This is a genomic window from Sphingomonas sp. LY54 (assembly GCF_035594035.1).
Taxonomy (GTDB): Bacteria; Pseudomonadota; Alphaproteobacteria; order Sphingomonadales; family Sphingomonadaceae; genus Allosphingosinicella.
Map to the genome: position 1 here is coordinate 2349772 of NZ_CP141588.1, position 20359 is coordinate 2370130.

Genomic DNA, 20359 nt, shown 5'->3' on the forward strand with positions numbered 1-20359 from the left:
ATTAACCCAGCTTGTCGCCCCAGAAGTCGCGGCGTTCGCGCGGGCCGGCGGGGGCGTCGCCGTCGGTCCGCTGGCCGTTCGCGATCGCGTGCATCCATTTGGCGAGCGCGGCCTCGCCGAGCGGGCGGGAGAATTGGATGCCGGCGACGCCGTCGCGATACCAGCGCACGGTGCCGCTGAGGCTGTGGAAATTCTCAAGCGCGATCTGGATCGTCCGGCCGGGCGGCTGCGGCGCATCGAGCGTCACCTTGCAGCCGCTCTTCGAAATGTCGGACAGTTCGGCGCGGTGGAAGCCGTCCTCCACGCAGATCGTGGCGCTGCAGCGCATCGTGTCGCGCCGCGCCCGCTCCTTGTGCTGCGGCGCTGAAGCGCGCTTCGAGAACAGTTTCAGCATCTTCCCCCCTGACAAGTCCCGACGCCATGCTGCGGCACGTTGTGCATATTCCTGCAACGAACAGTGTCAATGAAGGATGAAGGACTGCCCGCGGTCAGTCGTGGAAGGCGTTCTCGACGGTGATCGAATAGACGAACTTGCCGCCGATCAGGCCGTTTTCGGTCCAGCGTACGGTGGCGAGGCGCCAGCCGATCCTGGGAACGTGGAGGAACAATTCGGTGCCGGCCGGGAAATCGATCGCGCACCGCCCCATGAAGCCGCCGCTGGAGAGGTTGCAGATCGCCATCTGCGTGTCGGGGTGGCGGACCGAGCGCGTGGGTGCGGCGAAGGACACTGGAACGCGTTCGTGCCGGCGCCGCGAGGGGCCGGTGCCTTCCGCTTTTGGTCGTAGCGCAAACCTCATCCGCACCTCCCACGATTCGCTTCCTAGAGGAGGGAGGTGAATCGACTCGTCAGGTTCGTGGTTAGCGAGTTCGTAACGGCCGCGACCGACGCGGCTCGCGGATCAGAAGTGGATGGTGGCGCCGGCGCTGATCGCCCAGGGGTCGAGGCGGATGTCCGCGGCGACGGGTGCGCCGCCGAAGCTGCCGCGTGCCTCGGTGCGCAGGAACGCCTTCTTGGCCTCGAGGAAAATGCCGTGACGCTTGGTCACCATGAACTCGACGCCGGCCTCGAGCGCGGGGGCGAGATCATCGTCGATCTCGACGTCCTGGAAGCTGCCGTCCTTGGCGCTGAAAATGAGCATGTAGCAGGCGCCGGCGCCGACATAGGGCCGGACGGTGCCGTCGCGGTTGAGGTGGTATTGCACCATCAAGGTGGCGGGGCCGTAGGTCGTCTCGGCCAGCTTGCCGAACGGCTGCAGCGCATCGCGGCCCGCGATCGAGATGTGCGGCGGAAGACCGCCGGTAAAGGCCACCGCGACATTGTCGGCGACGAAGCGGCCGACATGGACCGTCGGGGTGACATGCGGCTTGGTGTTCATGCCGGCATTGGGCACCGGGTTGCCGCCGACTTCGAGCGCGATGTCGTCGGCTAGCGTCAGCCGGGTCGCGGCGAGCTTGACGAACCAGTCGGGTCGATCGCCGTCGGCCGCATGCGCCGGCGCGGCGCCGGCGAGCAAGGCCGCAAGGCCGGATGTCAGAACGAAGCGCTGCATTGTCTTATTCCCCCTTGTCGGCGCCCGGCCTGAGCGTTGCCCCGCAGACCCGCTCCTTAGAAGCGGACCACCGCCCCGGCCTGCAGAATGAACGGATCGAGCTGCGGCTCGGCGGTCACCGCGCTGGGGCCGAGATTGGCCGAAGCCTTGGTTTTGATGAACGCCTTCTTGGCGTCGATATAGACGCCGAAGCGCTCGTTCAGGTTGAACTCGGCGCCCGCCTGGATGACCGGGCCGACCTTGTCCTTGACGTCGAGATTGTCGGCGAGCTCGTCGCGGATCGACCAGACATGAAACCATTCGAGGCCCGCGCCGACATAAGGCGAGACGGTGCCGCCGCGCAGCGGGTGCCAGGTGGCGGTGGCCGTGAACAGGCTGAACTTGTCGGTGCCGAGGTTCGGCGTGCCGTCCAGCGTGCCGTTGGGCAGGTTCGGCGTCTTGACCGGAGTGGTGCCCGCAACCTGCACGGCGATGGTCTTGCCGACGAAATAGCCGAGATCGAAGCTGCCCATCCACTTTTCGGGCGTCGTGTAGCCGGCCCCGGCGATCGGCGCCCCGTCCATCGCCAGTCCGCCCTTGTCGGCGAGCTTGAGACGGGCGACGCCGACGCGCGCAAAGCCGTCATGCGCGGCGGCCGGCTGTGCCGCTGCGGGCGCATGAAGCGCGGCTGCGGCGACGGCGGCAAGAAGAGAAGCGCTTTTCATCTCGTTGAACCTCTTGATCATTGCGGCCTCCTAACGAGTCCGCGTTAACGACCCACTAAATATGAAAGCCGTGGTTTTTCCTTGGGTTTGCACCTAGCCGGCCGCCCTGCGGGAGCCGCGTGCGCCCGAATCGCGCGGCGCGGCCTCGACCACGTCGCCGCCCGTGGAGCGGCTGGTGCGCTTCGGCTTGGCGGCGATCGCATCGATGGTAGTGAAATCGGCGGTTCCGTTCTGCAGCGCTTCGAGCTGCAGCCCGGCGTCGCCGCGGGCCACGCCGAGGCGGTGGACGGAGTCGATGATGTCGCGGCTGGTATGGCCGGCCATCACCTGCATGCGGAAACGGGCCTGGCCCTTCGGAACGGCCGGGAACTCGACCAGGTTCGACAGCAGACCGAGCTCGGGAAGGCGGCGTGCGACGAGGCGGGCGAGGCCTTCGCTGCCCATCTTCACGCAGACGATCGGCGAGGGATCGCCATAGGTCTCGAAGCTGGTGCCGTGGAGCAGTTCGCGCAGGAAGCGGATGTTGGTCATCAGGCTCTTGCGGAGCGCCGCGCCTTCCGCGGAATCGACGATCTGAAATGCCTTCAGAACGGTCGCGGCCTGGATCGGCGACAGCGCGTTGGAGAAGGTGCAGGGCGACGCGTAATATTTGAGATATTCCTTCACGCTGCGCTGGTTGGTCGCGACGAAGCCGCCGTTGGACGCGAACGTCTTCGAGAAGCTGCCCATCACCACGTCGACCTTGCCGATCATGTTTTGCATGCCGATGTGGCCGCGGCCGTCGTCGCCGAGGCAACCGAGATCGTGGGCGACGTCGACCATCAGGGTGGCCCCAAATTCGTGGGCCAGCTCCTGGAGGCGGGTGATATCGGGCGTATCCGAATCCATCGAGAACAGGCTCTCGGTGATCACCAGGATGCCGTTGTCCGGATCCTTGGCGCGGATCGCGGCGAGCTTCTCGCGCGCGGAATCGAGGTTGTTGTGGCGGAACAGGTGGATGTTGCGCGTCGAGGCCTGCGCGCCCTCCTGCAGGCAGGCGTGCGACAGGGCGTCCATCACGATATGGTCGGACGGGCGCACCAGCCCCTTGACGACGCCGAAGCCCGCGGCCCAGCCGGTCGGGAACAGCGTCACGTGCTCCATCTTGAGGAACTCGGCGATCTTGCGCTCGAGCGCGAGGGAGAGCGAGGTGTTGCCGACGAGGGCAGGGGAGCCCGCGCTGTGCACGCCGAATTCCTTGATCGTATCGATCGCGACGTCGGAAATCGCCTTGTGCGCGGAGAGGCTGAGATAGTCCTGCGAGGCGAAGTTGATGCCTTCGAACATCTCGCCTTCGTCGGTGCGGGCGACGCACTTGCTGCGTGGGCCCGTCTCGGTCGAACGGCCGAGCGGCCACAGGCCGGTCTCGCGACGAAGCTCCTGCCACTCGTAGAAGGCCTGGACGCGCGCCAGCAGGTCCGATCCGGGGAGATACCGGAAATCGCGCATGCTTCCGCCCAGCGCCCGAAGGCGGTCCTCGTTCAACTGCGACATACTGTTCCCCCCAAAAAGCGATTAAAACGGAAGCTCTTAAATAGATAATATATAACGGTAACGGCGCCGCCGGGTTTAGCCGCCGACATATTTCTCGATCTTCGTGATGAGGTCGGTGAGCGAGATCGGCTTGGTCTCGAAATCGACGCAGCCGACCTCGACGCTCTTGCGCCGATCGCTCTCGAGCGCGTGGGCGGTGAGCGCGATGATCGGGATATGTCGGGTGCTGGGAGTGGCCAGAATCTGGGTCGAGGCTTCCCACCCGTCCATCTCGCCAAGCGCGACGTCCATCAGGATGATGTCCGGCTGCAATTGCTGCGCGAGGCGGATTCCGTCCGGACCGTCGACCGCGCACGCAATCTCATAGCCGCGCCGCTCCAGCCGGCGCTGCAGCATGTCCCGGTTCATTTCATTGTCTTCGACGATAAGGACTTTGGTCATTGCGGTTGCGATCCAGAATACTGCGCGTTGGTTGGGATGCCCGTTCAGCTGGCGAGGGCCAGCTGCTCCGCTCTGGGAGCCTCGAGCGGAAGGGTGATGGTGAAGGTGCGCTCGCCGAACGCGCCATGGGTGACGCCGATCGTACCGCCGACGAGCATGACGAACTTCTGGCCGAGCGCGAGGCCGATGCCGGCGCCGCCATATTTGGTCGGGCTCGCGTCGCGATCGTCGTGGAAGATGTCGAACAATTTGTTGATCGGGCGTCCGTCGGCGGCGCCGTTGGCGTCCACGATCTTGATGAGGCACATGCCTCCGCGCCCGGTGCCGACCTGGAGATGCAGCGATCCACCGGTCGGGGACGCGGCCGCGCCGAGGAGGACATGGCCCACGGCCTTGGTGAGGGCGCCCCAATCGGTCTCCATCAGGACGCCGGGCTCGGGCAGGCGCGAGGTCAGCGTATAGCCGCGCTCGGCCAGTTCGGGCCCTACCGACCGTTCGATCTCGGCGAGGCGCTGGGCGACGTCGTCGCGCGTCGCGAAGACTTCCATCTTGCCCGCTTCGATCTTCGAGAAATCGAGGATGTCGTTGACCAGCTTCAGGAGGTGCGTGCCGGCGCCGCGGATATTCTCGAGGTCCTTGACCATCGCGTCGTCGCCCTCGTCGAGCGCGTCGTCGAGAAGCAACTGGCTATAGCCGATCACGGCGTTGAGCGGCGTGCGCAGCTCGTGGCTCGTGCTGGCCACGAAATCGGCCTTGGCGACGCTGGCCTGCTGGGCGGCGGTGGTGAGGCTGCGCAGATTCTCCGCCGTCGCCAGCAGGTCGCCGACTTCGCGCTCGAACTGCTGCTGCTCCTGGAGGACGCGCGCGAAATAGAGCGACATCATCGCCACGTAGATCGAGGCGCTGATCGTCGAGATGATGCCGATCACCTGAAACATGTCGAGGTCGACCGGCGGGAAGTGGAAGTCGAAGACGACCAGCCCGGCGAAGATCAGCACGTTGACGGCGATCAGGGCGAGCAGACCGTCGCGGACGCGGCCGGTCGACGGCAGGTAGAAGAAGGCCAGCGTCGGCGTGATCAGCAGCCAGGGCAGGAAGGGGGAATAAATGCCGCCATAGGCATAGCAGGCCCACAGGATGCAGAAGAGCAGGTTCTCGACCGAGATGAACGCCAGCACGGTGTAGGCGCGAGTCCATTTCAGGAGGAAGGGATAGACCCAGAAGGCGGTGATCGAGCAGGCGAAGGCCCAGAAGCGGTAATCCAGCTCCATGCCGACGATGTAGAGATAGAGCGGGATCACATTGCCCAGGAACGGCCCGAACACGTGGCTCAGCATGAACATACGGGCGCGGCGATGCGAATCCGGGCGGACCCGGATTTCGGTCGGGATGAAATAATCCAGGAAGGCGTCGAGACGCGCCGATATGCGCTGTGCACCGAGGCGCATGTGTCGAAACTCCCCCCTGGGTCACCCCCCTGGCGCCCGTTCGTGGGGCCTGGAATACAGGCCACCGGTTACCGCCGCGTAAAGAACCTTTCGCCCCGCATTTACGAGAAATTCAGATCGAAGGGTTAGCCGCGATCTCCTGCAAGGGGGGATCATCGTGGCTTGGTTGAGGAACGTCGTCGATTATTTCGTGCCGCCAGAGGCGCGCGGCGAATCATCGCGCTACCTGATGTTCGCCACCTTCGTGTTCCTGCACCTGCTCGGGCCGCTGCTGGGGCAGTCGGTGACGGTCTTCCTCTATCGCGCGTCCGAGGAGATCGGCTGGATCTTCTGGGCGATCGAGCTCAACATCTGCTTCTTCTGGCTGATGCCGTTCCTGGTGCGGCGCACCAAGGGCCTGCTCGTTCCGGCGATGCTTTCGGTGCAGGCGCTGGTGACGCTCAGCCTGTTCGGATCCTTCTTCTACGGCGGCATCAGTTCGCCCTTCCTGCCGTGGCTGCTGATCGCGTTGCTGCTGGGCTTCTTCTACCTGGCCGACAGGGCGCGCTTCGTCCTTACCGGCGTCGCGATCCAGCTCGTCCTGTTCACCGCCGCGCGCGTGATGGTCGGCGAGTTTCCGGACTTGCTGCCGCTCGAAAGCCTGTGGCTGGTTAACCTTCTGTCGATCTCGTCGGCCTTGATCTACGTGACCCTGGTCGCGCTTTATTATGAGAGCGTGATGCGCGACAGCTCGGCGCTGCGCGAGGCTGCGACCCTTCACCGGCATCGCACGGAGGAATTGCGCGAGGCGATGCGCCAGGCCGAAGAGGCCAGCCACCAGAAGTCGATCTTCCTCGCGAAGATGAGCCACGAGCTGCGCACGCCGCTCAACGCCGTGATCGGCTATAGCGAGATGCTGCGCGACGATCTCGAGGACAGTCCGGGCGCGAGCCAGAAGATCGCCGACCTCGACCGGATCAACGCCGCCGGCCGGCACCTCAATGCGCTCGTCAACGAAGTGATGGACCTGTCGCGGATCGAGAGCGACGATCTCCATGTCGAAAATAGCGAGATCGACCTCGAGGAATTGATCCACGAGGCGGTCGCGACGGTCGAGCCGCTCGTCACCGTCCACGGCAACCGGCTCGAGCTCCAGATCTCGTCCGATCCGGGGCGCGTGGTCGCCGATCCGCTGAAATTGCGCCAGTCGATCCTCAACCTGCTCAGCAACGCCGCCAAATTCACGTCGAAGGGTGTGATCACGCTGACCGTGATGCGGCGCCAGGCCGACCATGGCGACGTCATCATGATCGAGGTGCGCGATACCGGCATCGGCATTTCGCGCGACGGCCTCAAGAAGCTCTTCCGCAATTTCAGCCAGGCGGAGGAGGGCACCTCCAACCGCTATGGCGGCACAGGCCTGGGCCTCGCCCTCACGCGCCGCTTCTGCAAGGCGATGGGCGGCACGATCGACGTGGAATCGGAGGTCGGCGTCGGCTCGAGCTTCAAGATCGAGATACCGGCGCTGCCGCGCCGCGCGCCCGAAGGCGCGATCCCGTCCGTGCCCCGGCACGATGTGGATATGACCGAATCTTTAACCTTCGACGGGCCATATTCGCCGGAAGGCGCGGCCGAAGCCGCGGCGCGCTAGAGGGCAGGACGAGCAGATGTACTCCGACAAAACCCGTCTCCATCCTCCCTCCGGCGAGAAACCGGCTGGCGCGGTCGGCCGCACGGTCGCTTTCTGGTCCGCCGGATTCGCGGTCCTGTGCGGCGCTGCCGGTATCGGCGCCACGCTCGCGGCAACGCAGCTGGGTCTTTCGTTCGCGCTGATCCTCACCGTTTCCGCCCTGACCGTCGCGCTGTTCGCGGCTGCGGTCTTCGTCATTGCGCGCAATTGGGGCACCCGCCTGTCCGTCCCGACCGACCTGCTGCTTGCTATGCCGGTGGAGCAGGATTCGCACATCAGCACCGGGTCACCGCTGCGCGATCTCGAGGCGGCGTGTCAGGCCATCGCGGCCACGGTGCGTCAGCGGCTCGACAAGGACGCCGCGACGATCGCCGAGCTCAGTCGCAGTCGCGACAATGCGATCAGCGCGAACCTCGCCAAATCGCAGTTCCTCGCCAATATGAGCCACGAGCTGCGCACGCCGCTCAATGCCATCATCGGCTATTCGACCCTGCTCCAGGAAGATGCGATCTCGGGCGGGCGCAGCGAGGAAGTGGCCGATCTTGGCCGCGTCCTCGAGGCCAGCCGTAACCTGCTCGAGCTGATCAACGACATACTCGACCTTTCCAAGATCGAGGCGGGCCGGACCTCGTTCCAGCGCTCGATCGTCGACATTGCCTCGCTCGTCACCTCGGCCGTATCCGGGTTCGACCTGAAGCGCGACGGCAACGGCAATCGGCTCGAGTTCGAGATCGAGGACCATATCGGCATCATGGTCGGCGACGGCGCCAAGGTGCGCCAGTGTCTGCTCAACCTGGTCAGCAACGCGCTGAAGTTCACCCGCGCGGGCGAAGTCCGTCTTGCCGTGGCCGCCGTCGAGCGCGACGGACGGGAGAGCATCGAATTCACGGTGGCCGACACCGGCATCGGCATGACGCCCGAGCAGGTTGCGCGGCTGTTCCAGGACAATGCCGGCCCGGCCGACAGCAATGTCAGCGGGCCGAAGCTCGGCCTCGCCATCACCCACCGTCTCGCGACGATGATGGGGGGCGGGGTCACGGTCCGGAGCATTCTTAACCAGGGTTCGGTGTTCACGCTCTCGATCCCCCGCGAAATGCCGCGCGATATAGCCGCGGACGACGAGCTTCCGTTCATGGAAACGGCCAATACGCTGCGCCGCGAAACCCAGAAGACCGCGCTCATCATCGACGACGAGCCGACCGCGGTCGACATCATGGGCCGGTGGCTGTCGCGACTGGGCTATGCGATCCTCAGCGCCGAGGACGGCACCAAGGGCCTGGAGATCGCCCGTGCTGAACGGCCGGACGTCATCCTGCTCGACATCTTCATGCCCGGACCCTCCGGCTACGAGGTGCTGGAAGCAATCCGCGCCGACGATGCGATCAAGGCGATTCCGGTCATCATCGTCAGCGTTTCCGACGACCGCGCGCGCGGGCTGCGCTCGGGCGCTTCGGACATATTGATGAAGCCGGTTCGGCCCGACCAGCTCGAAGAAGTGCTCGACGTTTATTGCAAGCAGGTCGCCGGCGAGATTCTGATCATCGAGGACGACGCCGATGCCGGCGAGCTGATCCAGCGCACCGCAGCCCAGATCGGCCTTGCCGCCCGCCGCGCGTCCAACGGCGAGGAAGGCCTCGAAATGGCCCGGCGCCATCCGCCCGCGGCGATCGTGCTCGATCTCAGCCTTCCGGGGATGAGCGGGTTCGACGTGCTCGACGCAATCACCGCCGACGACCGGCTGAGGCGCATTCCGGTGCTGATCATTTCGGGTCGCGAGATCAGCGTTTCCGAGCATCAGGCGATCACCCGCGCCGGCGGCATCTTCCATCCCAAGGGCAATGTTTCGCCCCGCCAGATCGCGCAGAGCCTGCGCCTGGTGGTGGCGCAATGAGCATGCACCTCGGCGGCCTCGACGTTGCGGGCTGCAGGATCCTCATCGTCGACGACATCGAGGACAACCGCGTCGTGCTCGATCGCCAGCTGCGCCGTGCCGGCTTCGACACGAGCCTGTGCCCCGATGGTATCAGCGCGCTCAGCCAGATTTCGTCGAATCCGCCGGACCTGGTCATTCTCGACTGGATGATGCCCAACCTTTCGGGCCTCGAGACGCTGAAGGCGATGCGCGAGCATTACGACCTCAACCGGCTGCCGATCATCATGTGCACGGCGCGCGACGAGGAAAGCTCGATCGTCGACGCGATCGAGGCAGGCGCCAACGATTATATCCAGAAGCCGATCAAGATGCCGGTGCTGCTCGCACGGATCTCGGCCCAGCTGATGCGGCGCAGGGCGATGGCCGCACTGGGCGCGGTCAATGCCGATCTCGAGGCGACGCTGGCGCAGCGCACGCGCGAACTGTTCGAATCGCAGCGTAGCGATCAGGAGTGAATTCCGCAGGGCGGCCGGGGGGCCGCTCCGCGGCAGTATAGAGTAAGCGTTTGTGGGGGATTTCCTGGTGTTCGTTCCGTACCTGTTTCTCGCTTTGACCTGCGCCGTGGCGGCCGCAGCCATATATCGGCTGTGGCGGTCGCGTACGGCGCTGCAGGGCAGGGTGTGCGAGCTGGAAAAACTCGAGGCCCAGTCGCGCCTCCAGGCCTATACCGACGCGATCACCGGCCTGAAGAACCGCATCGCCTTCAGCCAGGAGCTGGAGGCGATCGTCGCCGCCGGCCGACAGAGCGAAATCGCGGTGCTGTTCCTCGACCTCGACCGCTTCAAGGAGGTCAATGACAGCCTCGGCCATAAGGTCGGCGACGGGCTGCTGAAGGCAGTCGCCGAGCGGCTCGAGGGCGTGATCGGCCCGGAGGACACGCTCGCTCGCATCGGCGGCGACGAATTCGCCGCGATCATCAAGATGGAACCGTCGCGCCCGATCGAGGACGTGGCGGTGGCGATGGTCGAGACCGTTTACGAATCCTATCTGATCGACGGACATCTCGTCCATGTCGGGACCTCGGTCGGCGTCGCGGTCGGGTCACCGTCCACCACCTGCGCTTCGGACCTGCTGCGCCATGCGGACATCGCCATGTACGAGGCGAAGGTGAACAAGGGCGCCTCGTTCAAATTGTTCGACGACCGCATGAGCGAGATGGTCGCCGTCCGCTCCTCCATGCGCGGCGAGCTCGAGCAGGCGATCCAGGGCGACGGGCTGGCGCTGGCGCTGCAGCCGGTGGTCGACGCCCGCACCGGGGTCCTCTCGAGCGTCGAGGCGCTGCTGCGCTGGCCCAATTCCTCGCGCGGCGCGATCTCGCCCGCGGACCTCATCCCGATGGCCGAGGCCAGCGGCCAGATATTGGAGCTGGGCGAATGGGTGCTGGACAGCGCGCTGGAGATCGCCCGCGACCTCAAGAACGTGCCCGTCGCGGTCAACGTCTCGCCGATCCAGTTTCGCCACCACGGTTTCGCCGCCCAGGTCAGCGAGAAATTGCTCGCCGCCCGGGTTGCGCCGCATCTGCTGCGGCTGGAGATCACCGAAGGCGTGCTGATCTCGCATATCGATGCCGCCAAGAGCACGATCCGCCAGCTTCGCCAGATCGGCTGCGAGGTCGTGCTGGACGATTTCGGGACCGGCTATTCGAGCCTGTCCTATCTGCAGAATCTCGATTTCGACTGCGTGAAGATCGACAAGTCCTTCCTGAAGGATCTCGGCCGCCACCAGCGCGCCGTGCAGATTATGCGCTCGGTCATCGACCTCGGCCACAGTCTCCAGCTCAAGGTCGTCGCCGAAGGGGTCGAGAATGACTGGCAGGCGCGCCTGCTCCAATTGCTCAACTGCGATTACCTGCAGGGCTATTTTCTGGGCGCGCCGATGTCGCTGGGCGATCTGAAGGCGTTCATCGCCAACCAGCAAGCCAATCCGCCGGCGGCGCTGGCTCGCTTCGGCGACGATCAGCCAGTCGGAGCCCACCAGCTCCACTAGGCGCGAGGGGCGGCGTCGCCCCCTCCGCTCAGCCTCGGTGCGGGTCGGAAATCAGCGCGGTCAGCGCGTCGAACAGGGCCTTGAGGTCGGGCGCGTCGCCAGGTTGTTCGCCAGCGACGTGTAGTTCCCCCGCTGCCGTCTCGATCGCGGCGATCGTGCCGCTGAAGCTGGCGAGGCGACGTGCCATGTCGTCGGCGTCGTCGGCGGTGTCCTCGGCCTGCATGTTGATGGTCTGCGCGACGGTGCGCTGCTGGACGGTAGCCTGGAAGATCGAATCGGCGGTGGCGTTGAGTTCCCCGATATGGCTGCCGAGGTCGGCCAGCGCGCCGCGCGCGAGCGTCGCCCGCTGCCGCACGCGCGCCAGCAGGTCGGTGATGCTCCCGCTCGCCGCCGTGGTCTCGGCCGCAAGCGCCTTCACTTCTCGCGCCACGACCGCAAAGCCGCGGCCGGCATCGCCCGCGCGTGCCGCCTCGATCGCGGCGTTGAGCGCGAGAAGGTCGGTGGCGTTGGCGATCGCGCCGATCATCGCGACCAGCGCGCCGATATCGTCTGCCTGGGCGCCCAGCGCCTCGACCGCGTCGGTGCTTACGGCAGAACTGGAGAGCAATTTCGCGCTTAGGGCCGCCTGCTGTTCGACGCTGTTGCCGATATGCAGGATCGAGGAGGAGAGGGTGGTGACGCCGGAGGCGAGGCTCTGCGCATTCTTGGTCGCCAGCGCCGATCCCTCGATCATCTTTTGCGATTGGCGGCTGGCTTCGCGCGCCGTGCCGCGCAGGCGCTCCACCGGCTCGCGGCTCGCCGCATTCCGCTCTCCTGCCTCGTCGATAATGCCGATGGCGGCCCGGCCGAAGCGCTCGGCGGCTTCCGCGATCGCACGCAGCTTGCGCGCCTGCTCGGCTTTGTCCGCCTCCCGCTCCGCCTCAAGCTCCGCCAGTGCCCGGCGAGCCTCGGCCAGTTCGGCGGCGAGGTCGGGTGCGAGCAGGTCGCCGGCATGAGGAGGGTTCTGCGCAGGCACGTTCAGCACGGGCACAGCCTGCGGCCGGGGGGAAGGGTCTGGTCCATGGGTCTCGCCTAACCCGCTGAAGTGTAATTCGCGTTAAGCGACCGCCCCATCGCGGCGACCCGCCCTAGGCCCGGCGCGCGAAGATCGATTCGACGAGCGCCAGATCGGAGGGCTTGTCGACGTCGATCGCGGCTTCGGCCTGGCTGAGGCGCACCGCGCGAACGGCCAGCCCGGCCTTGCGCCCGACAGTGCCGAGCGCGTCGTCAAGCGAGATCAGGCCCAGCGCCGCGCGGAGCGCCAGCAGCGGGCCGAAATGGAACAGGAGGCGCAGCGCCTTCTTCCGGTCGCGCTCGACCTCGGCCCACAAATCGAGCGCCTTGCGCGCATTCGGCCCGGCCAGCGCGAAGAGATTGGCGCCGCTATAATGGCCATCGCTGAACTTGATCCACGTCCGGCGGGTCTCGGGATAGGCGGCCTCGACAACGCGGCGCTCGACGACGGCTGCCGCCGCGTCCGCGCCTTGCGTCCCGGCCACGAATTCCTCGACCATCGCGGCCGTCAGCAAGGCGTGATCAGCGGTGACGACCAGCACCGGCCAGGGCGCCGCCGCGCTGCCGGCGAGAGCCTGGACGCTGGCCGAGATGCCGTCGCCGCTGAGCGCGGTGGCGATGCGCGGTTCGTCCGCCATCCAGTCGAGCCGACCCGTCATCAGCGCTTGCGGCTCCTGCGCCAGCACCACGATCCGGCCGACCGAGGGCGTCTGCAGCAAGGTGCGCGCGACGCGGCCGAGCATCGGTTGGCCGGCAACCGGGATCAGCGCCTTCCAGGTGAGCCCGTGCGCCGCGGCGAATTCATTCTCGCCCGGGCGCTGTCCTGCCAGGATCACCGCCGTCCATTTGCTGTCTGACGTCACGTGGTTCCTCTGGAGGCTTGCGGTCGCGCAGTGCCTAACGAAAAAAGTGACGCGGGCAAGCCAAAGCGGTAAAGGCCCGGACGGGCGCTGTGCCTGTGGAAGTAATTTTGCGGGCGTCGCTCATGGGAATCGAAAAGGCCATCATCCTCAGCGCGGGCAAGGGGTCGAGGCTCCACCCGCTGACCGACGACCGGCCCAAATGCCTGATCGAATTTTCGGGCAAGTCGCTGCTCGAATGGCAGCTCGACATGCTCCAAGCCAACGGGATCGGCGACATCGTGATCGTCACGGGTTTTCGCGAGGATCTCGTCGATGCCGTGGCCCGGCGGCGCGAGGGCGTGCGGACATTGTTCAACCCCTTCTATCACGTCGCCGACAATCTCGGATCGGTGTGGATGGCGCGCACCGAATTCGACCGCGACACCCTGCTGCTCAACGGCGACACGTTGGTGTCCGAGACCCTGGTCGCCAGGGTGCTGGCGGCAAACGGCGCGGCGATCACCGTCACCGTCGACGAGAAGGACGATTACGACGCCGACGACATGAAGGTGCTGCGCGAAGGCACGCGCCTGATGCGCATCGGCAAGGCGCTCGAGCCGGGCCAGTATAATGCGGAATCGATCGGCCTCCTCGCCTTTCGCGGCGAGGGCGGGCGGATCTTCGTCGACCAGGTCGAGCGGATGATGCGCACCTCCGAAGGGACGCGCCGCTGGTATCTCCGCGCCATCGACGGCCTCGCTGCGGCGAACGACATCCAGACCGTCTCGATCAAGGGCGAACTGTGGCAGGAGGTCGATTTCCCCGAGGATCTCGACAAGGCCGGCGCCGTCACCGCGGTGTGGGCCGCGCGACAGGACTAGGGCCGGCGGTTCAGGCGGGCCACAGTTCCTTCAGCCAGCCGGTGAGCAGCGCGACCTGCGGCTCGTCGAGCGTCATCGCATGGCCGAGCTCGGGAAGCTTGGGCCAGCCCGGATCGCCGATCGTGATCGGACCATGGCTGCGCTCGCCGTCGTAGCGCGGGATGACATGGTAGTGGACGTGCGGGTCGACCATCATCAGCATCAGGTAGTTGACCTTTTGGTAACCAACCGCCTTGGCGAGGGTGGCCTCGATCGCGCCGACCACCTCGTGCATCTGCTCGAATGCCGCCGGAGGCAGGTCCGAAAATGCGAGATAGTCGCCCTTGGCCGCGAGGATCAGGCTGCCGAGCGTCGGCTGCGCCGGCCGGAGCAGCACCACCCAATGCTCATAGTCCGCGACCAGGGTGGCAGGGTAACCGAACCGTTCGATCGTCGCGTTCATGTGTCTCTCCTCAGCCGAGCCAGCTAATGATGGGCCGGCCCTGCGCACGCACGCTCCACGCCTGCATCAGCCGCACGAAATGCACGACGAGCGAGATCAGGGTCCAGCCGGCGACCGCGACCAGGCCCCAATCGGGCCGGCCGACGACCAGGCCGACCAGCAATATCACCATATTCGGGTTGCGGCGCGCGGTGATCAGGCGGAACCAGCTGTCGAAATGCTCCCAGACGTGGATGTGCATCCCGAACTGCTTGATGAACGCGCCCTCGATCAGCCGCTGCAGCACGTAGCCGCCGACGATCACCGCCATCACCGCGTAGAAAAGCTCGTCGGACAGCGGCCGGCCGTAGGCGTGCAGGCCGATGCCCCAGGCGTACCACCAGAAAGGCGGGTGGACGAGATCGATGCCGTGGTCGAACACATTGCCCCACCAGGACGAGGTGATCGTGCAGCGCGCGAGCTTTCCGTCGACCGTGTCGAGCACCATGAAGACGAGGCCGGCGGCGAGCCCGGTCCAGAACCAGCCATAATAAAAGAGGAACGTGGCCGCGACGCACAATGCGGCGCCGACCGCCGTCACCATGTTCGGCGTGATCCCGAAGCGCGCGGCGATTCGGGTCAGGACCAGCGCCCATTCCGGCCAGAGATATTTGGTGAGGACGTCGGTGACGCCCTTATAGGCGCCGAAATAGCTCGCCCGCTCCAGGCTGCGCACCGTTTCCGGCACGAGCCGGTCCATGAATGGCCGCTCGCGTTTGCGCAGTTCGTCGTTGGTCAGGCCCTCGCTATGCTCCTGCGCCACGATCGTGAGGCCGCCGGCGGCGTCCAGGGGCCGGTTTGCGGCCATGGCCTCCCGGACCCGGGCGCGGTCGCCGGCCTCGGCGCAGTGGGCCAGCACCGGCACGCCGCCGAACGTGACGACGTGGTCCGGGCGCGCGGCGACGAAGCGGAGCCAGGTCGGGTCCCAGACGTAAGCGAGATTGGCGAGCACCACCGCGTCGGCATGATCGACCGGCGTCAGGCCCTGCGCCCGGACAATGCGGCCCAGCCGTTCGGCGGCGGTCAGCCCCCACAGCTTCGTCTCGTTCGCACCCACTCCCGCAATCGTCGTCACGCCCAACACTCCGCAATCATGTCCGCTGCCGTTATCGAGAGACCGGCGAGATACCAATAAGAGATATGGGACCGGGAGAGCGAGCCCGGCCGGCTAGAACAGCTCTTCCTGAACTTCGGCCGAGAAGCGGCCACTGATGACCGCATCCTGCGCCCAGGCGAGGTCGGTCGCGAAATAGCGATCGGACACGTAAAAGGGGATCGCCTCCCGCACCTGGGTGGCGACCCGGTCGAGCGCGGCGGAGCTGCGCAGCGGCGCGTGGAAGTCGAGCCCCTGGACTGCGGCGAGCAGCTCGACGCCGATCACGCCGGCGGCATTGCGGGCGATCGTGCCGGCCTTGCGGGCCCCGTGCGTCGCCATCGAGACATGGTCTTCCTGGTTGGCCGAGGTCGGGATCGAATCGACGCTGGCCGGGAAGGCGAGGGTCTTGTTCTCGGACACCAGGGCCGCGGCGGTCACCTGGGCGATCATGAAGCCCGAATTGACGCCACTGTCCTCGACCAGGAAGGGCGGCAGGCCGCTCATCTTGGGATCGACCAGAACGGCGGTGCGCCGCTCGGAGATCGATCCGACCTCGCACAGCGCCATGCTCAGCATGTCGGCGGCGAAAGCGACCGGCTGGGCGTGGAAATTGCCGCCCGAAATGGCCTCGTCGCCGAACAGGATCGGATTGTCGGTGACGGCATTGGCCTCGATCTCGAGCGTCCGTGCGGCGTTCTTCATCAGGTCGAGCGCGGCGCCCACCACCTGCGGCTGGCAGCGGAAGCTGTACGGGTCCTGCACCTTGTCGCAGTCGGCGTGCGAGGCGCGGATCGCGCTGCCCTCCAGCAAGGATTTGATCGCGGCGGCGACGGCGATCTGGCCCGGCTGTCCGCGAACCTCGTGGAGGCGCGGGTCGAAGGCGGCATCGGTGCCCTTGAGCGCGTCAACCGAAAGCGCCCCGGCGATCACGCCGGAGGCGAGCACGCGCTCGCCGGTGAACAAGGCGTCGAGCGCGATCGCCGTCGACACCTGCGTGCCGTTGATCAGCGCCAGCCCTTCCTTGGGGCCGAGCACCAAAGGCTCGAGCGCGAGCCGGGCGAGCGCTTCCAACGCTGGCATGATCTCGCCCTGATAGGCGATCGTCCCTTCGCCGATCAGCGCGGCGCTCAAATGCGCGAGCGGAGCGAGGTCGCCCGAGGCGCCGACCGAGCCCTGGGCGGGGATGACGGGCAAGGCACCGGCCTCGAGCAGGACGAGCAGCCGGTGGACGACCATGCGGCGGACGCCGCTATGGCCACGGGCGAGGCCGATCACCTTCAGCGCCATCATCAGCCGGACGATGCGGGCCGGCAGCGCGTCGCCGAGGCCGCAGCTGTGCGACAATATCAGGTTGCGCTGCAGCTCGGCGAGCCGGTCGTCGGGGATGCGGGTCTGGGCGAGCAGGCCGAAGCCGGTGTTGACCCCGTAGACGGTGCGCCCGGACTGGACGATGCGGGCGACGGCATCGGCCGCCTCGTCGATCCGGATGTGCGCGTCCGGCTCAAGCTCGACGGGCGCGCCGGCCCAGATCGCGCGAAGCTGGGCTAGGCTGACCTGGCCGGGGCGGAGGGTGACCATGCTCATTCTCGCGCTCCGTTCGGGCTGAGTTTGTCGAAGCCCCTGCCTCTGCTCGCGGTGGACAAGGAAGACCAGGCCTTCGACAGGTTCAGGCCGAACGGATGGGCGGGAAGGGTCATGCCTTGCCTCCGATCATCGGCAGATCGAGGCCCTGCTCGCGCGCGCAGTCGATGGCGATGTCGTAGCCGGCGTCGGCGTGACGCATGACGCCGGTGCCGGGGTCGTTCCAGAGCACGCGCTCGAGCCTCCGCGCCGCCGCATCGGTGCCGTCGGCGACGATGACCATGCCGGCATGCTGCGAATAGCCCATGCCGACGCCGCCGCCATGGTGCAGCGATACCCAGGTCGCGCCGGACGCGGTGTTGAGCAGGGCGTTGAGCAAGGGCCAGTCGGAGACGGCGTCGGAGCCGTCTTGCATCGCCTCGGTCTCGCGGTTTGGGCTGGCGACCGAGCCCGAATCGAGATGATCGCGGCCGATCACGACCGGGGCCTTCAATTCGCCGCGGGCGACCATCTCGTTGAACGCCATGCCGAGGCGGTGGCGCTGGCCGAGGCCGACCCAGCAGATGCGCGCGGGCAGGCCCTGGAAGGCGATCCGATCGCGCGCCATGTCGAGCCAGCGGTGGAGGTGCGGATCGTCGGGGATCAGCTCCTTCACCTTGGCGTCGGTCTTGTAGATGTCCTCGGGATCGCCGGAGAGCGCGACCCAGCGGAACGGGCCGATGCCGCGGCAGAAGAGCGGGCGCACATAGGCCGGCACGAAGCCGGGAAAGTCGAAGGCATGGGCGACGCCTTCGTCCTTGGCGACCTGGCGGATGTTGTTGCCATAGTCGAAGGTCGGGATGCCCATCGCCTTGAAGGCGAGCATCGCCTCGACATGCACCGCCATCGATTTGCGCGCCGCCTCCTCGACCGCCTTGGGGTCGCTCTCGCGCCTCGCGATCCACTGCTCGACCGTCCAGCCGATCGGCAAATAGCCGTTGACCGGATCGTGGGCCGAGGTCTGGTCGGTGACGGCGTCGGGGCGGATGCCGCGCTTCACCATCTCGGGCAGGATTTCGGCCGCATTGCCGAGCAGGCCGACCGAGGTCGGCTCGGTCGCATTGCGGATGATCTCGAGCGCCTCGTCGATGCTGGTCGCGCGCCTGTCGAGATAGCGCGTCTCGAGCCGCTTGCTGATGCTGCTTTCCTGGCATTCGATCGCGATGCAGTGCGCGCCGGCCATCACCGCGGCGAGCGGCTGCGCGCCGCCCATGCCGCCGAGGCCCGCCGTCAGGATCCAGCGGCCCTTGAGGTCGCCGCCATACTGCTGGCGGCCCATTTCGGCGAAGGTCTCGTACGTGCCTTGGACGATGCCCTGCGTGCCGATGTAGATCCACGATCCAGCCGTCATCTGGCCGTACATCATCAGGCCCTTGCGGTCCAATTCGTGGAAATGCTCCCAGGTCGCCCATTTCGGCACGAGGTTCGAATTGGCGAGCAGGACGCGCGGCGCGTCGGCGTGGGTACGGAACACGCCGACCGGCTTGCCCGACTGGACGAGCAGGGTCTGGTCGTCCTCGAGCCGCTCGAGCGTCTCGACGATCTTGTCGAAGCTCGCCCAGTCGCGCGCGGCGCGGCCGATGCCGCCATAGACGACCAGCTCCTCGGGCGCCTCGGCGACGCCGGGGTCGAGATTGTTCATCAGCATGCGCACCGCCGCTTCGGTCGCCCAGGACCGGGCCTTGATCTCGGTACCGGTGCGGGCCTGGATGCGGCGGCTGTTGTCGCGTCGGTTCAAAGCTCGTCTCTCATTCGTGTGAACACCTGTTCGTCATTGCGAGGAGCGGAGCGACGAAGCAATCCAGCTTCGCACCTGAAGGCTGGATTGCTTCGCTGCGCTCGCAATGACGGCAATTCAACTATCCCGTCCGGCGACGATGCGCCGCTCGGGGCCGGGATGGCCGATCCAATAGCAGAGTTCCGCCGGCCGGCTGATCCGCCATACGCACAGATCGGCCGCCTTGCCGGCGGCGATCGTGCCGATCTCGTCCAAGTTGCCCAGGGCCCTGGCGCCCTCGCGCGTCATTCCCGCCAGCGCCTCTTCCGGGGTCAGGCGGAACAAGGTGCAGGCCATGTTGAGCATCAGCGTCGGCGAGAGCACCGGCGACGTGCCCGGATTGCAGTCGGTGGCGATCGCGATCGGGACCTTGTGCTTGCGCAGCAGGTCGAGCGGCGGCTTCCTAGTCTCGGACAGCGCATAGAAGGCGCCGGGCAGCAAAACTGCGACCATGCCGGCGGCGGCCATCGCCGCGATGCCGGCTTCGTCGGCATGTTCGAGATGGTCGGCCGAAAGCGCGCGATATTCGGCGGCCAGCGCCGCGCCGTTCAAATTGCTCAATTGCTCGGCGTGGAGCTTGACCCGAAGGCCATGGCCCCTGGCTGCGTCGAACAGGGCGCGGACCTCGTCGGGCGTAAAGCCGATCCCCTCGCAAAAGGCGTCGACTGCCTCGGCGCGCCCGGCGGCGGCCGGGATCATCTCCTCGATCGCAAGCCGCACGAAATCCGCGCGCCTTTCCTTATATTCGGGCGGCAAGGCATGGAGGGCGAGCAAAGTCGGCGCGATGCGCACCTTCTCGCTCGCGCCCAGCGCCCTGGCCGCGTCCAGCATCCTAATCTCGGTCGCGGTGTCGAGCCCGTAGCCCGACTTGATCTCCACCGTGGTGGCGCCGCCGCGCATCAGCGCCTGCAATCGCGGCCGTGCCTGCTCGACCAGTTCCTCCAGCGAGGCTTCGCGCGTCGCCCGCACCGAGGAGAGGATTCCGCCGCCGGCGCGAGCAATCTCCTCATAGGTCGCGCCGCCGAGCCTCTGCTCATATTCGGCGGCGCGGTTGCCGCCGAAGACGAGGTGGGTGTGGCAGTCGACCAGGCCCGGCGTCACCCACGCCCCGCCCATCGGCTCGACCGACCGGGCGCGGTTGCCGGCCAGCTCGACGCGGCGGCCGACGCGGAGGATGCGCCCGTCTTGAATCGCGATCGCGCCGTCCTCGATTGCGCCGAACGGGGCGTCGATCGAGGGATCCATCGTGGCGATATTGCAGTCTGTGATCAGCCGGTCCCACATGGCTCGCCTATTGGCACGAAGCTGCCTAAAGGGTCAAAGCCATGGACCCGCAATCCTCTCG

The 20359-nt window shown here is 66.6% G+C and carries 19 protein-coding genes; 5 read left to right on the top strand and 14 right to left on the bottom strand.

The genetic code is table 11. The features are described from left to right. Position 1: 1 nt before the first annotated feature. The 7 genes from SH591_RS11735 to SH591_RS11765 all read right to left on the bottom strand — a co-directional run bounded on the left by SH591_RS11735 (position 2) and on the right by SH591_RS11765 (position 5676). Positions 2-394, bottom strand: a complete 393-nt coding sequence (locus SH591_RS11735) for a PilZ domain-containing protein (RefSeq protein ID WP_324749270.1) — start codon at positions 392-394, stop codon at positions 2-4. A gap of 94 nt (positions 395-488) precedes the next feature. Further along, on the bottom strand, positions 489-728 hold the full coding sequence (locus SH591_RS11740) for a hypothetical protein (RefSeq protein WP_324749271.1): 240 nt from the start codon (positions 726-728) through the stop codon (positions 489-491). Positions 729-899: 171 nt separating this feature from the next. Then, positions 900-1550: an OmpW/AlkL family protein gene (locus SH591_RS11745; RefSeq protein WP_324749272.1), complete on the bottom strand. Its 651-nt coding sequence runs from the start codon at positions 1548-1550 to the stop codon at positions 900-902. 56 nt (positions 1551-1606) lie between these two features. Continuing rightward, complete coding sequence (locus SH591_RS11750) at positions 1607-2275, bottom strand: OmpW/AlkL family protein (RefSeq protein ID WP_324749273.1); 669 nt, start codon at positions 2273-2275, stop codon at positions 1607-1609. A 72-nt stretch (positions 2276-2347) separates the two neighbouring features. Continuing rightward, complete coding sequence (locus SH591_RS11755) at positions 2348-3742, bottom strand: aminotransferase class I/II-fold pyridoxal phosphate-dependent enzyme (protein WP_322832240.1); 1395 nt, start codon at positions 3740-3742, stop codon at positions 2348-2350. Between the two features lie 120 nt (positions 3743-3862). Continuing rightward, positions 3863-4228, bottom strand: a complete 366-nt coding sequence (locus SH591_RS11760) for a response regulator (protein ID WP_322832239.1) — start codon at positions 4226-4228, stop codon at positions 3863-3865. A gap of 44 nt (positions 4229-4272) precedes the next feature. Then, positions 4273-5676 carry a sensor histidine kinase gene (locus SH591_RS11765; protein ID WP_322832238.1) on the bottom strand — a complete coding sequence of 468 codons (1404 nt, stop codon included), beginning with the start codon at positions 5674-5676 and terminating at the stop codon, positions 4273-4275. A gap of 157 nt (positions 5677-5833) precedes the next feature. Between SH591_RS11765 and SH591_RS11770 the strand changes: the two genes are divergently transcribed. The 4 genes from SH591_RS11770 to SH591_RS11785 are packed head-to-tail and all read left to right on the top strand — an operon-like array spanning position 5834 to position 11264. Further along, positions 5834-7306 carry a sensor histidine kinase gene (locus SH591_RS11770; RefSeq protein ID WP_322832237.1) on the top strand — a complete coding sequence of 491 codons (1473 nt, stop codon included), beginning with the start codon at positions 5834-5836 and terminating at the stop codon, positions 7304-7306. 16 nt (positions 7307-7322) lie between these two features. Then, positions 7323-9236, top strand: a complete 1914-nt coding sequence (locus tag SH591_RS11775; protein ID WP_324749274.1) for a response regulator — start codon at positions 7323-7325, stop codon at positions 9234-9236. Further along, positions 9233-9733, top strand: coding sequence for a response regulator transcription factor (locus tag SH591_RS11780; protein WP_324749275.1), 501 nt, complete (start codon positions 9233-9235; stop codon positions 9731-9733). Before SH591_RS11775 ends, SH591_RS11780 begins: the two co-directional genes overlap by 4 nt. 52 nt (positions 9734-9785) lie before the next feature. Then, positions 9786-11264, top strand: a complete 1479-nt coding sequence (locus SH591_RS11785) for a putative bifunctional diguanylate cyclase/phosphodiesterase (RefSeq protein ID WP_324749276.1) — start codon at positions 9786-9788, stop codon at positions 11262-11264. Positions 11265-11292: 28 nt separating this feature from the next. Here SH591_RS11785 and SH591_RS11790 read toward each other — a convergent pair whose 3' ends face one another. Both SH591_RS11790 and SH591_RS11795 read right to left on the bottom strand, forming a co-directional pair. Next, positions 11293-12288: a methyl-accepting chemotaxis protein gene (locus SH591_RS11790; RefSeq protein WP_324749277.1), complete on the bottom strand. Its 996-nt coding sequence runs from the start codon at positions 12286-12288 to the stop codon at positions 11293-11295. A gap of 103 nt (positions 12289-12391) precedes the next feature. Beyond that, positions 12392-13180 carry a nucleotidyltransferase family protein gene (locus SH591_RS11795; protein ID WP_324749278.1) on the bottom strand — a complete coding sequence of 263 codons (789 nt, stop codon included), beginning with the start codon at positions 13178-13180 and terminating at the stop codon, positions 12392-12394. A 122-nt stretch (positions 13181-13302) separates the two neighbouring features. Between SH591_RS11795 and SH591_RS11800 the strand changes: the two genes are divergently transcribed. Further along, positions 13303-14040, top strand: a complete 738-nt coding sequence (locus SH591_RS11800) for a phosphocholine cytidylyltransferase family protein (protein ID WP_324749279.1) — start codon at positions 13303-13305, stop codon at positions 14038-14040. Between the two features lie 10 nt (positions 14041-14050). On the opposite strand, the gene SH591_RS11805 is transcribed toward SH591_RS11800, so the two are convergent. From SH591_RS11805 to hutI, 5 genes are all read right to left on the bottom strand, one after another. After that, entirely contained in the window at positions 14051-14482 is a 432-nt protein-coding gene (locus tag SH591_RS11805) for an HIT family protein (RefSeq protein ID WP_324749280.1), read from the bottom strand. 10 nt (positions 14483-14492) lie between these two features. Further along, a complete protein-coding gene (locus SH591_RS11810) occupies positions 14493-15596 on the bottom strand; it encodes a CDP-alcohol phosphatidyltransferase family protein (RefSeq protein ID WP_324749281.1) in 1104 nt (367 codons plus the stop codon). A gap of 93 nt (positions 15597-15689) precedes the next feature. Further along, on the bottom strand, positions 15690-17201 hold the full coding sequence (gene hutH / locus SH591_RS11815; RefSeq protein ID WP_324749282.1) for a histidine ammonia-lyase: 1512 nt from the start codon (positions 17199-17201) through the stop codon (positions 15690-15692). Positions 17202-17310: 109 nt separating this feature from the next. Then, positions 17311-18975 (bottom strand): urocanate hydratase, encoded by a 1665-nt coding sequence (gene hutU, locus SH591_RS11820; RefSeq protein ID WP_324749283.1) that lies wholly within the window; start codon positions 18973-18975, stop codon positions 17311-17313. 117 nt (positions 18976-19092) lie between these two features. After that, on the bottom strand, positions 19093-20298 hold the full coding sequence (gene hutI / locus SH591_RS11825) for an imidazolonepropionase (protein WP_416385184.1): 1206 nt from the start codon (positions 20296-20298) through the stop codon (positions 19093-19095). Positions 20299-20359 lie beyond the last annotated feature (61 nt).